Annotated in this window: 9 protein-coding genes; 4 read left to right on the top strand and 5 right to left on the bottom strand. The window is 59.4% G+C overall.

The genetic code is table 11. The features are described from left to right. Window positions 1–401 precede the first annotated feature (401 nt). Window positions 402–1109: a hypothetical protein gene (locus NPX02_RS20595; RefSeq protein WP_260295935.1), complete on the top strand. Its 708-nt coding sequence runs from the start codon at window positions 402–404 to the stop codon at window positions 1107–1109. A gap of 248 nt (window positions 1110–1357) precedes the next feature. On the opposite strand, the gene aprA is transcribed toward NPX02_RS20595, so the two are convergent. The 5 genes from aprA to uup form a co-directional block, all read right to left on the bottom strand. Further along, a complete protein-coding gene (gene aprA / locus NPX02_RS20590; RefSeq protein ID WP_260295934.1) occupies window positions 1358–3202 on the bottom strand; it encodes an adenylyl-sulfate reductase subunit alpha in 1845 nt (614 codons plus the stop codon). Between the two features lie 4 nt (window positions 3203–3206). Next, window positions 3207–3662 carry an adenylyl-sulfate reductase subunit beta gene (gene aprB / locus NPX02_RS20585; RefSeq protein WP_260295933.1) on the bottom strand — a complete coding sequence of 152 codons (456 nt, stop codon included), beginning with the start codon at window positions 3660–3662 and terminating at the stop codon, window positions 3207–3209. A 4-nt stretch (window positions 3663–3666) separates the two neighbouring features. Next, window positions 3667–4425 (bottom strand): adenylyl-sulfate reductase, encoded by a 759-nt coding sequence (locus NPX02_RS20580; protein ID WP_260295932.1) that lies wholly within the window; start codon window positions 4423–4425, stop codon window positions 3667–3669. Between the two features lie 736 nt (window positions 4426–5161). Continuing rightward, a complete protein-coding gene (dbpA, locus tag NPX02_RS20575; protein WP_260295931.1) occupies window positions 5162–6550 on the bottom strand; it encodes an ATP-dependent RNA helicase DbpA in 1389 nt (462 codons plus the stop codon). A gap of 373 nt (window positions 6551–6923) precedes the next feature. Next, window positions 6924–8819 (bottom strand): ATP-binding cassette ATPase Uup, encoded by a 1896-nt coding sequence (gene uup, locus NPX02_RS20570; protein ID WP_260295930.1) that lies wholly within the window; start codon window positions 8817–8819, stop codon window positions 6924–6926. A gap of 247 nt (window positions 8820–9066) precedes the next feature. Between uup and NPX02_RS20565 the strand changes: the two genes are divergently transcribed. The 3 genes from NPX02_RS20565 (at window position 9067) to NPX02_RS20555 (ending at window position 12198) form a co-directional block, all read left to right on the top strand. Next, the gene (locus NPX02_RS20565) at window positions 9067–10416 is read left to right on the top strand and encodes a TrpB-like pyridoxal phosphate-dependent enzyme (RefSeq protein ID WP_260295929.1); all 1350 of its coding nucleotides are present in this window, start codon (window positions 9067–9069) and stop codon (window positions 10414–10416) included. A 554-nt stretch (window positions 10417–10970) separates the two neighbouring features. Further along, a complete protein-coding gene (locus tag NPX02_RS20560; protein WP_260295928.1) occupies window positions 10971–11675 on the top strand; it encodes a Crp/Fnr family transcriptional regulator in 705 nt (234 codons plus the stop codon). A gap of 109 nt (window positions 11676–11784) precedes the next feature. Next, window positions 11785–12198: a DUF6858 family protein gene (locus tag NPX02_RS20555; protein ID WP_260295926.1), complete on the top strand. Its 414-nt coding sequence runs from the start codon at window positions 11785–11787 to the stop codon at window positions 12196–12198. Window positions 12199–12695 lie beyond the last annotated feature (497 nt).

Below are 12695 nucleotides of genomic sequence, written 5' to 3'. Positions count from 1 at the left end.
TGATAGTCAGTCAATGACTGCTGCAATGGGTATACTCGGTGCAATAGCCGGTTATTTATTTGGCATAAAAGACTAAGGCGTAAAGTACAGAGAGCTTAGGGCACAACGCAGTGCGGAGCAGAATCCAGGCAATCACCAATTTAATGTTACAGGTAAACTTAAAGGAGGTATTGCTATGGTTAAAACAGTGCTTTGTAAAGCCGGAATTCAATTGGATTCCGCCCTGGTCACCTTTGGGTGGCTTTCGTTTTTGGTTTCGTTCCTGACAAATGATCCAACATTGGTAATTTTATTACAAACGGTTGCCAGGGTTCTGCCCTAAGCTCTTTATCACATAACAATGCAAATGCGCTCGAACGGTAATACGCCAGCAAAGCATTATGCCCAAAAAGGGGTTGACAATGAATCTGAATGCAGAAGGAACAGAGGATCTCGACAGCCAGCTATCTAACATAGATATATCTGTACCTCCTCGAGAGGAAGACAGAACAACTGAAGATTGCGAGCGTTGGTCTATTGCAAGATTTCTTGCTACGTTGAATCGAACTGGCGAGTTGATTTTCCCTATTGTGGTTTCCAAGCGCGAAAGGCCGGATTTCTCTATTGAGTTAGATAATGAAAGTTGGGGTGTTGAAATCACGGAGGCTATTCCAACGTCCTATGCGCGCGCCTTGGTCATCGCGGCAAAAGAGAATCCCGAAGCAGTTATTGACATGTCCCTGTTCAAGTACGGGGAGGAAAAGTCCTTGGAGGAAATTCGAGAAATCGTGAATGCTTCTACACTTACAGGTCCTGGCTGGGCTGGTAACGGCGCTGAACAAGAACTAGCGGAGGCAGTTAACCAGGTCGTTTCAAAAAAAACCGAGAAGCTACGAAATCATGAGTTTTCCAAGTTTCCTATCAATATACTTTTGATATACGAAAACATGCCCCTATCCAGTCTAAACTTGGAAACTGCAAAAGAGTTCATTTCCGAGGCGTTGTCATCTTATTGGGATGAAGCTGAAACGTTTGATCGTGTATTCATCGAATCCGACAATACAATGCTTGATTTCAATGCACAAAGCCAACAGATTGTTGGGATTCCTGAGCTATGGCAAAAGGAATAACAAGTAATTCAAGGCTTCGCACCGCGACATTGGACGTCAACGTCCGCTTTTGGATGGTTTCAGCCCGTGACGTTGGTTCAACAAATGTCCGCTTTGTGCCGAAAACAGACATCCGATTTGAATCATGTCTGAGCTTATCTGCCACAAAGGCCCTGCTATCCGTACATGGATCTTGTCGACCTGCACTGACCGTAAATCCCCGCCCTCCGATCGAGGCACCCGGAATTCCACCTGGCGGATTATGGGAATCAGTCCACGATGTGGTGTACCGGCAGCTTGCTCATGTCCCATTCGCCGCTCTTCGGGTCATACCGGGAGGCGGTGAAGACATGCCATTCGGCGTCATCCAGCTTGGGATAGTCGGCCCGGTAGTAGTAACCCGGCCAGCGGGTTTCCTGGCGATACAGGGTGTGGCGGGTCACCGACTCCGAGGTCCAGACCCGGTGGTTGAGTTCCCACGCCCGCTGCAGTTGGTGAAGGTCCTCGGCACCGAGCTTTTGCAGGTCCTCCTTCAGCATGCCGAGCAGTTCCAGGCCGCGCCTGAGCATCGGCTCGTTGGCCGTATAAAAGGTACTGATACCGCCGGCGTACTCGTCCATGATCTTTTCCAGCCGCTGCAGGCCCTGAAGCGGTGAGATGTAGCTGGGCGATACGCTGCCGGCAACGATCTCGTTGCGGCCCACGGTGTAGTTTTCCAGTGGCATGAAAATGGTCTCTTCGAGTCGCTTGATCTCGGCCTCATCCACCTCGAGCCTCTCCCCACTCCGCTCCGTGACATACCTGACGGCCGACTTGCCGGCTATCCGGCCTTCGGTAAAGGAGCCGGAGGAGAACTTGTGCGCGGAACCGCCGATCGTGTCCCCGGCCCCGAACAGCCCGTCAATACTCATCATCCGGTTGTATCCCCACTGGTAGTCCGCCGGGGCACAGTCCTCCGGGCCGCTGGCCCAGGCTCCGGAACAGGTGGCGTGGGAGCCCATGATGTAGGGTTCGGAGGTGATCAGTTCGGACGGCCTTTCCTTGGGGTCGATGTTCTGGGAGGCCCAGACCACCGCCTGGCCGATGGTCATATCGAGAAAATCCTCCCATCCGATCTCCTCCTTCTCCCGGCTGTCGAGGGATGCCTGGGTCTGCATGTAGATGGGGCCCCGGCCCGCCTTGATCTCCTCCATCATGGCGTGATTGCGCAGGCAGGTCGGTACCGGCTGCTGCTCTGCATACTTGCCGACCAGCGCCTTGATCTCCTCGAACCGGGCCTCCTCGTAGCGCTCGCCATAGGCGTTGGTGGCATAGGCCTTGAGCAGCAGGAACCAGGCCCCCACCGGACCGTAACCGTCCTTGAAACGGGCGAGCACGATCTTGTTCTCCATCTGGGTCATTTTCACCCCGACCGGTATCAGCAGGCCGTAGGCCGAAGCGCTGCTCCACGGGGCATACCAGGTCCGGCCCACGCCCTCGCCGATCGAGCGCGCCTTGTAGATATGGGAGGCACCGCCGGCCGCCACGATCACCGCTTTCGCCCGAAACACATAATAGTTGCCGTCCCGGACACTGAAGCCGACCGCGCCGGCCACCCGGTCGGGGCGGGTCTTATCCAGCAGCAGATGGGTCACCATGATCCGGTTGTACACCTCGCTGGCGGACTTCCTGGCGGCCTCGGCGATGATCGGCTTGTAGCTCTCGCCATGGATCATGATCTGCCAGCGCCCCTCCCGCAGGTAGCGGCCGGTCTCCTGGTTCTTCATGATCGGCAATCCCCACTCCTCGAACTTGTGCACCGTGGCATCGACGTGCCGGGCGATGTCGAACACCAGGTCCTCGCGCACCAGCCCCATCAGGTCATTTCGCGCATAGCGCACATGGTCCTCCGGCTGGTTCTCGCCCCAGCGCATGCCCATGTAACAGTTGATCGCCGACAGGCCGTGGGCAACGGCGCCGCTGCGCTCGATATTGGCCTTTTCAACCAGCACAATCTTCAGATTCCGCCCCCAATATCGGGATTCGTAGGTGGCGCCGCAGCCGCCGAAACCGCCGCCGATGATGAGGATATCCGAATCCACAAAGCGGGTTTTTCGGGATGAGAATAGCGCCATGGCATTACACCTTGTTGTTGCGGGAGGGGGGTAGCGTGGGCAGCGCATCGACCTCGAGCGCTTCGGGCTCGTGCGCCAGCAGCGCCGTGCCGAGGCCGGCTGCGTCCGGCACCGTGTAATCGGCGGGCGGCCTGATGGAGCCCCAGGGAGTGGTGCGGATCGGGAATCGAAACTCCTTCACCCGCCCGTCACGGTATTTTATCTTCCAGGAGATCATCCCCTTCTCCTCCTCCCGGAGCACCCTGACGCTGTGTCCCAGCGGGGCAAAGTCGGCATAGCCACGGACGTCGATCGCGTGCTGCGGACAGGCCTTGACGCAGGAGTAGCACTCCCAGCAGAAATTGGGCTCGATGTTGTAGGCCCGCCGGTAGGTTCGGTCGATGTGCATGATGTCGGATGGGCAGATATCCACACACTCGCCGCAGCCGTCACATCGCGTCATGTAGACAAAGGTGGGCATCCGATCAGCTCCCGGGGTTGTGAACGTCGGCGGGTGTCGGCAGGTTGGATGAACCATTCGCCTCCGCCACCCGTTTCTGCAAGGCCGCCGCCGGCTTGTAGAACATATGGGCAAACTTGGACCAGGGCACGGAACCGAACAGCAGCGTGGTGAACAGAATATAGACGCCGAAAACGACCTGGGTCGCGGTCAGACTGCCCGTTGCCTGCACGATCTCCCAGATGAGCGCAAAGCTGACGCTGGCCAGCAGCGTGACGATGAACAGGTCGGCACGCACCAGACGGAAGGGCGAATGGCCCTCTTTGGCGACATCCACCCGGAGGAAAAAGAAAAACCAGTAACCACCGGTGAGCACCATCAGCGCGCCGATATTCCACAGCAGCGGCAGGATCGCCGGCGCCGGCGTGGTGGGCAGCGGATAGCCGAACACCATCACGATGGTGGTGATGAGATAGAACAGGAAACCGTAGAACATCAGCAGGTGGGAGATGCGCCGCCTCGGGTTGCAGAATTCGCCGGAGGTTGCTACCTCCTTGAGGAAGGTTCTGGCGGCCAGGGCGGCGTTATCCATGCCGCTGAGCGGCCGCTCGGCTTCGCTCCTCGATCGCTTCCACTGACGTAGGAAAAATTCGGCGCTGCGTTTGTGCAGCATGTCGACCAGGGTGCCGATGGCAACCGCCAGGATCATCAGAACGAGGTAGACCTGCATGACCAGCGGGGAGAGAAAAACCGTCAGGTCGGCGAACGGATTGCTGGTGAACATGTGGATCACCCTCCCTGTGGGTCCGCTCTTAATTGAACCGGGCTATGGCCGCTTCAATGGCCAGCCGTTGACCCGGAGGTCCGCATAAGACCGGTCAACCTACAGACATGCATCGATCGGTGCACTCCGCCACCCTGTCCGCCCGGTAAGGTCGACGTTCAGGCGTGGATCATGAAGGGGCGATTAGGCCGGCCCGGACGCTGAAGGAGCCCCGGGCAAGGTAATGTCCAGCGCCAGGAAAAACCCGGTTACCGCCAGGAACCACGCGGAGTACGGCGTACAAAAAAGCATAGACGTCCTTTTCCGACAAATCTACTTGCCATTTGGTGGGGTGGGCACAAAAAACCTGCGCACCCTGCCACATAACCAGTACTACTTCATCTTTGCAGGGTGGGTAAGCGACAGCGCATGCCATCCTCAGGTCCGTAAACGGTACATCCATGTACCACTCCTCACCGCGACGATGGTGGATGCGCCTACCGGCTTATCCACCCTACGAAACTCTTTACCCATAATTGGGCCGGATTGCATCCGGGCGTAGGATGGGTGGAGCGCCTCCATGAACTCACCGCCGGCTCCCACTCCGGCGCGCAACCCATCATGCACCTGCATCCGCATCCGCACCCGAAGATGGGTTATGGCGCGCCCGACCGCCGCGAACAGCCGTCAACAAGGGTGCCGCGCCTCCACCCATCCTACACGCGTGTTCATCGGTGTTTGTGGGTAAAGGGTAGCCCTAGCCACCCATCAACCGAACACGAAACGAACGCCCCTTCAGTTTGCCCTCGGCCAGTTTTTTCAATGCCGGCTTCAACGCCTCGCGGCTCACCGCGACATAGGTCCGGTTATCCGCCACATTGATCTTTCCGACCTGTTTGCCCGCAATGCCCTGCTCCCCGGTCAAGGCACCCAGTATGTCGCCGGGACGCAGTTTCTGTTTCTTGCCGCCATCGATCTGCAGCGTCGCCATGGCGGGTTGCATGGCCGGCCGATCCAATAGCGCTACCGGTGGCAGCGGTTCGCTATCCAGAATCGGATCGATGCCGGCCTCCAACAGGGCGACCCGATGACTCTCCTTGTCATCGTACAGGGAGCAGGCGACCCCCGTGCTGCCCGCCCGACCGGTGCGGCCGATCCGGTGCAGGTGGATCTCGGCATCATGGGCGATGTGATAGTTGATCACCGCATCCAGGGCATCGATATCCAGCCCCCGCGCCGCCACATCGGTGGCGACCAGGATGGCGGCGCTTCGGTTGGCAAAGCGCACCAGGGTCTCATCCCGATCCCGCTGCTCAAGGTCCCCATGCAGGGCCAGCGCGCTAAACCCGGCAGCCACCAACCGGTCCGCCACCTCCTGGGTCTCTTTCTTGGTATTGCAGAACACCAGGGTCGATTCGGGACGAAAGTGTGACAGCAACAGACGCAGTGCGGTCAGACGCTGTTGATTGTCAGCCACCTTGTAGAAGTGCTGTTCAATGCTGGCATTGTCATGGCTGGAGGCCACCTGGATCATGACCGGCTCGGTCATGATGCGCCGGGCGATGGCCTGAATCCGCTCGGGAAAAGTGGCGCTGAACAGCAGCGTCTGCCGCTGCCCGGGCGTCTGATCGACAATGCGTTCCAGCGCCTCCTGAAAGCCCATGTCCAGCATACGGTCCGCCTCATCCAGGATGAGCGTATGCACGGCATCCAGCCGCAGCGTCCCCCTGCCGAGGTGGTCCTCGATGCGGCCCGGGGTACCGACAATGATGTGGGCGCCATGTTCCAGCGAGCCTGCCTGCGGTCCGAACGGCATACCGCCACACAGGGTCAGCACCTTGATATTGTGGATGCCCCGCCCCAGCCGGCGAATCTCCTGTGCCACCTGATCCGCCAGTTCCCGGGTGGGACAGAGCACCAGCGACTGGATGCGGAAACGTTTCACATCGAGTTTCTGCAGCAGCCCCAGCGCAAACGCGGCGGTTTTTCCCGAGCCGGTCTTGCCCTGGGCGATCACATCCTTGCGCGCCAGAATGGGCGGCAGACTCCGCGCCTGTATCGGCGTCATCGCGGCATAACCCAAGGTCGACAGGTTATCCAGCAGATCGGTGTGCAGGTCCAGGGATGAAAAGGGGGTGGGATTCAAAATGGTTGTCCTTTAGTGTTTGTTTTACTCGTAGATTCCTATAGGGGTCGGAGTCGAACGGCACTTACTTAAGCTTAAAACTCCCGTCATCCCGACGCAGGCCGGGATGACGGTGATTCTTGACTTAAGTAAGTGCCATTCGGGTCGGAGTCAAATTTGATGGACATTGTCGTATGAAATGCCCCGTTTCCATGATCAAATTTGACTCCGACCCCTGTCCCGTTGCCGGTCTCACGTGATGGCTGGATCAAGATCGACCAACAAGGCAGGCCAATCACTTACAGACCGGGTGAGTAGATACCAATTCAGAATATAACTCTAGCCATGGCCTGGTAATGGGGCAGGTTTTTTCCGCCCATCCTGCCACGACCCCTCAGGACTCCAGCTCCTCCCAGCGCCCATAGGCCTCGTTCAGTGCCGCCTCGGTCTCCTGCAGCTGTTGCTGCACCTTCGCCTTATCCTCCCTGGGTCTTTTATAGAAGGCGGGATCGGCCACGGTCATCTGCAACCGTGCCAGCTCAACCTCCAGCTGTTCGATCCGTTTTGGCAGTTCATCCAGCTCGCGCTGATCCTTGTAACTCAGTTTTTTCGGCTTATCGGACGCCGCAACCGGGGCACGTTTGGCCGGCTCGGTCTTGCCGGGTGACGATTTCGTAGCCGGCTCAAGCAACGGCGCCTTGCGCTGACTGAGCCAGTCGTCATAGCCCCCCACGTACTCGTTGATCCGCCCCTCCCCCTCGAACACCAGGGTGCTGGTGACCACGTTGTTGAGGAACACCCGGTCGTGGCTTACCAGCAGCAGGGTGCCCTGGTAGTCCAGCAACAGCTCTTCCAGCAGCTCCAGGGTCTCCACATCCAGGTCGTTGGTCGGCTCGTCCATCACCAGCACATTGGCACTCTTGCTGAACAGCCGCGCCAGCAACAGCCGGTTGCGTTCCCCGCCGGAGAGCGCCTTGACCGGTTGCCGCACCCGGTCCGGGGTGAACAGGAAATCCTGCAGGTAGCTGATCACATGCTTGCTGCTGCCATTGATCTCCACCTTGTCGCTGCCGTCGGCCACGTTATCAATGACCGACTTTTCATCGTCCAGCTGGGCGCGCAGCTGATCGAAATAGGCCACCTCCAGCTTGGTGCCGTGCTTGACCGTACCGCTGTCCGGCCGCAGCTTGCCGAGCAGCAGGTTGAGCAGGGTGGTCTTGCCGGCCCCGTTGGGACCGATGACGCCGATGCGATCCCCGCGCATGATGGTGGTGGAGAAGTCGCGTACGATCGGGTTGCCGTCCCAGGCGTAGCTGATGCCTTCCACTTCAACCACCAGCTTGCCGGAGCGCTCCGTCTGCTGCAGCGCCATGGAGACATTGCCGGTGCGCTCGCGACGCTGCCTGCGTTCGGCGCGCAGCGCCTGCAGTGCCCGCACCCGGCCCTCGTTGCGGGTGCGCCGCGCCTTGATCCCCTGGCGGATCCACACCTCCTCCTGGGCCAGCTTCTTGTCGAAGCGGGCATTGGCCTTCTCCTCGGCGTTCAGCAGTTCCGCCTTGCGGCGCATGAAGTTGTCATAATCCCCCGGCCAGTCGGTCAGCTGGCCCCGGTCCAGTTCGATAATGCGGGTCGCCAGCTTGCGCAGGAACATACGGTCGTGGGTGACGAACAGCAGGGTGCCCTCATAGTTGAGCAGGAACTCCTCCAGCCAGTCGATGGAGGCGATATCCAGATGGTTGGTCGGCTCGTCCAGCAGCAGCAGGTCCGGTGCCTGCACCAGCGCCCGGGCCAGCAGCACCCGGCGTTTCAGTCCGCCGGAGAGCGCCGCGAAGGCGAGATCGGGATCCAGGGACAGTTTGGAAAGCACGGTCTCGACGCGCTGCTCCGACTGCCAGCCATCCACCGCCTCCAGCTCGTGCTGTACGCGGGAGAGCTGGTCCAGCAGTTTCTCACTGCTCTCGGTGGCCAGCTGATGGCTGATCTGGTGAAAACGGCGCACCAGATCCCCCAGTTCGCCCAGGCCGGTGGACACCACATCAAACACCGACCCGACCAGCCCCTCGGGCACCTCCTGGGTCAGGCGGGTGATCACCGCCCCCTGCTGGATCGCGAACTCGCCGTCATCCGCCTGCAGTTCACCGGCGATCAGCTTCATCAGGGTCGATTTGCCGGCACCGTTTCGGCCCAGCAGGCAGATGCGCTCGCCCCGTTCGATCGCCAGGTTCAGACCGTCCAGCAGGGCCGGGCCGCCGAAGCCCAGCTGTATATTGCGCAGATTGATCAGCGCCATTGCTCACCCGTTACACCATTATTCAAAGGGACGGCGATTGTACCTCAGCCGGCTGATGCAGGATAACGCCATATTGTCGCCCGGCGTCCATAGGCCGGAATATCAGCACAATTTGATTGCAACGGAAACCGTCAGGGGCTAAACCGGTGGCACAAGGGACGCCTAATATGTGAAGATTGCAGCAGCGGCCCGCCAGGGCCATCCGATCACAATCCGCCGATCCAAACGACTTGGGAGAAGCCTTGATATGAAGACCAAGATTCTACTAAAAGAATCAGAGATGCCCACCCACTGGTATAACGTGATTGCCGACATGCCCAATCCGCCGGCGCCGCCGCTGGGACCGGACGGCAATCCGGTAGGCCCGGATGCACTGGCCGCCATCTTCCCCGAGGAGATCATCAAGCAGGAGGTGAGCGGGGAACGCTGGATCAAGATCCCCGAGGAGGTGCGCGAGGTGCTGCGTCTGTGGCGCCCCTCCCCGCTGTACCGGGCCCATCGCCTGGAGAGGATGCTGAATACCCCGGCGAAGATTTTCTACAAGAATGAATCGGTCAGCCCGGCCGGTTCGCACAAGCCGAATACCGCCGTGCCCCAGGCCTTCTACAACCAGCAGGCCGGGATCAAGAAACTGACCACCGAGACCGGTGCCGGCCAGTGGGGCTGCTCCCTGGCCCTGGCCGGGCAGATGTTCGGCCTCGATGTCGAGGTGTTCATGGTCAAGATCAGCTACGGACAGAAGCCCTACCGCCGCACCATGATGCGCACCTGGGGCGCCCAGGTGCACGCCAGTCCCACCGACCTGACCGAATCCGGCCGCTCCATTCTGGCCAAGGACCCCAACAGCGAGGGCTCCCTGGGCATCGCCATCTCCGAGGCGGTGGAGATCGCGGCCAACCGGCCCGATACCAACTACGCCCTCGGCTCGGTGTTGAACCATGTGCTGCTGCACCAGACGATTATCGGTGAAGAGGCGAAAAAGCAGCTGGCCATGGTGGGTGAATACCCCGACATGATCTTTGCCCCCTGTGGCGGCGGCTCCAACTTCGGCGGCATCGCCTTCCCGTTTTTCGCCGACAAGGCGGCCGGCAAGCAGGTGGAGCTCATCGCGGTGGAACCCACCTCCTGCCCGACCCTGACCAAGGGCACCTACGCCTACGACTTCGGCGATGCCATCGGGCTGACCCCGCTGATGAAGATGTACACCCTGGGGCACGACTTCATGCCGCCGGGCATCCATGCCGGCGGGCTGCGCTATCACGGCGACTCGGCGCTGATCAGCCAGCTCTACAACGAGGGGCTGCTGGGGGCGATGGCGGTGCCGCAGATCGAGACCTTCGAGGCGGGCGTGCTGTTCGCCAAGAGCGAAGGTATCGTACCGGCTCCGGAGTCGACCCACGCCATCGCCGCCACCATCCGCGAGGCGAGGCGCTGTGCCGAGACCGGCGAGCCCAAGACCCTGCTGTTCAACCTCTCCGGCCACGGGCACTTTGACATGACATCCTACGACCGCTTCTTTGCCGGTGAACTGGAGGATTACGAGTACCCGGAGGCGGCGATCAAGGAGTCGCTCAAGCACCTGCCGCAGGTGGGCTGAAGAAACCGCGGCGGGGGGTCGGAGTCGAACAAACCATCTGGTCCAGGGCCGAATCCGTCGCCCTGGTTCTGTTTGACCCCGGCCCCGTCGCCTGGCGGCGGCGGAATGCGCTTGATCTTGCGCGCCACGGCATTCGCCAATCGAGCCCTGTGCGCTGTTTTGAAACCCGCATCAGCCATGGCCTGTAGCGTAGGGTGGTTTTTCTTTTACCCCAATATAAATTTATACCTGATTGGAAAGAAGGGTCAGCCAAGCGCCGTCATTCCCGCAGAAACGGGAATCCAGCCACGACCCGAGGTGCCCGCTAACCCTGGATTCCCGCCTGCGCGGGAATGACGGTGCTGATGCTGCGCGGGGCTGGGTGTGCGGAGTTAAGGGAACAAGGATCAAAAATCAGGCGCTCCCTCGCCTGAAAATCGCGATAGCGCACATGGCTCTCAATCGAAGCAGTCTGGCCAAATGAACGGATAGGGTGTAGATTCAAATATTAGCTTATCTTGATACTGGCTCGACTCGATTGCCCATATTCACCTGTACAAGTCACAGAATAATCCATGAGAAATCTCTCCGATAAAGAAGCCTGGGAAGGCGTTGCCGACTGCATCAGCTGCACGCTGCGCAATTCCGTGCTGTTTGCCGGGCTCGAAGAGGGAGACTTCGACAAGATTCATCAACCGATCGACCTCTACACCCTGCCCGCCGGCTCGGTCCTCTATCGCGCCGGCGACAAGGGCGATCGGCTCTACACCATCCGCAGCGGCGTGCTCAAGCTGATCCAGTACCTGCCCGATGGGACGCAACGCATTGTCCGGTTGATTCGTTCCACCGACGTCACCGGACTCGAGGCCCTGCTGGGCCAGCCCTACCAGCACGACGCGGTGGTGCTGCAACCGACCCAGGCGTGCAGCCTGCCGGTCAGTGTGGTGCAGGCCCTCTCCAGCACCAATCCCAAGCTGCATCAGGAGTTGTTGAACCGCTGGCAACGCGCCCTGGAGGAGGCGGATGCCTGGCTCACCGAACTCTCCACCGGCTCCGCCAAGCAGCGGGTCGCGCGACTGCTGCTGCGGCTGGTGCGCAATCAGGAGTCCAGCGAATGCGAACTGTTCCCCCGGGAGGACATGGGGGCGATGCTCGGCATCACCACCGAGACCACCAGCCGCACCATTGCCGAATTCAAGCGCCAGAGCCTGCTGATCGAGACCGAGCCGAACAAATATCTGCTGGATATCCGCAATCTGGGGTTTATTGCTGACAATTGACAAACAATTTCCTGACATTGAGATTTTTCAATGCGCCGCCGCGATGGATTCCTTAGCCTCTCCCTGATCGACAGTTACGGAATTCATCAGCACTCTTCAGGAGCCAGTCATGCAGCAATCCTTTACGCGCGAGGTGTTCTCCCTGTTCTCGCTGGAGATTGGCAAATCAGAGACCACCCTGAGCAGCGTGGATCAGATCCTCGATCACCTCAAAAGCCGTATCGAGACGGACCCGGCCGCCGTCTTTATCGCCACCTTCGACCACTACGCCCATACCCGTGCCCTGCCGAACGGCCAGATCCACACAGATATCCGTGCGGCCAGCAATATCATATTCTGCTTCGGCTTCACCCTGCCGACCCCCCAGGCGATGGCCCTGCGCCCGCGCTCTATCGGCGTGGTGGAACTGCCGGAGAGCTTCCACATCACCTTCATGGAGGCGCCGATGCCGGTGGCCAATACCGCCATGGAGAGCTGGGCGCGATCGGTGCGGAACCGGGAGAACGACCCCCGGCAATCGTAAATTTTGCGAGGATTCATTTTTAGCCGCAAATGAACGCAAATGAACGCGAATAAATTTACTATATCCCTCCTGTGGATTGGTGGGTGCCAGGAGGGTGGGGTATGAATGGCACTAAGGTTAAGGCAGGAATCCATTTTTTCGTCATTCCGGCGCAGGCCGGAGGAGTGGTGCAGGGATGCACCGTTTACGGACCTGAGGATAGAATCCATGAATTCACCGCGGATGCGGGTTCTGGGTCCCGGCATTCGCCGGGATGACGGGGGCTTTGGGCTTAACTTAGTGCCATTCGGGTAGGGTATTACAGACAATTTAGTAACGGCTGGGCGGAGTTCTGGAGAACCACGGATTCACACAGATAAACACGGATTCAAAATTCTGATCTCTTATCTGTGTGAATCCGTGTCCATCCGTGGTTCCTTACTAGCCGGGTTGGGGTAACTAAACGGCTGTTGAAAGCCATACGTAACTACTCACCCGGCCTGCAGCGATTGGCCTGG

The sequence above is a fragment of the Sedimenticola hydrogenitrophicus genome (assembly GCF_025175675.1).
Classification (GTDB): Bacteria; Pseudomonadota; Gammaproteobacteria; order Chromatiales; family Chromatiaceae; genus Sedimenticola; species Sedimenticola hydrogenitrophicus.
The sequence above is the reverse complement of the archived record's forward strand: the minus strand, read 5'-3'. Positions and strand labels throughout refer to the sequence as shown.

Bases quoted from the DNA above. Each gene is read 5' to 3' on its own strand.
- NPX02_RS20595 (WP_260295935.1), top strand. From the start codon at position 402: ATGAATCTGAATGCAGAAGGAACAGAGGATCTCGACAGCCAGCTATCT.
- aprA (WP_260295934.1), bottom strand. From the start codon at position 3,202: ATGGCGCTATTCTCATCCCGAAAAACCCGCTTTGTGGATTCGGATATC.
- aprB (WP_260295933.1), bottom strand. From the start codon at position 3,662: ATGCCCACCTTTGTCTACATGACGCGATGTGACGGCTGCGGCGAGTGT.
- NPX02_RS20580 (WP_260295932.1), bottom strand. From the start codon at position 4,425: ATGTTCACCAGCAATCCGTTCGCCGACCTGACGGTTTTTCTCTCCCCG.
- uup (WP_260295930.1), bottom strand. From the start codon at position 8,819: ATGGCGCTGATCAATCTGCGCAATATACAGCTGGGCTTCGGCGGCCCG.
- NPX02_RS20565 (WP_260295929.1), top strand. From the start codon at position 9,067: ATGAAGACCAAGATTCTACTAAAAGAATCAGAGATGCCCACCCACTGG.
- NPX02_RS20560 (WP_260295928.1), top strand. From the start codon at position 10,971: ATGAGAAATCTCTCCGATAAAGAAGCCTGGGAAGGCGTTGCCGACTGC.
- NPX02_RS20555 (WP_260295926.1), top strand. From the start codon at position 11,785: ATGCAGCAATCCTTTACGCGCGAGGTGTTCTCCCTGTTCTCGCTGGAG.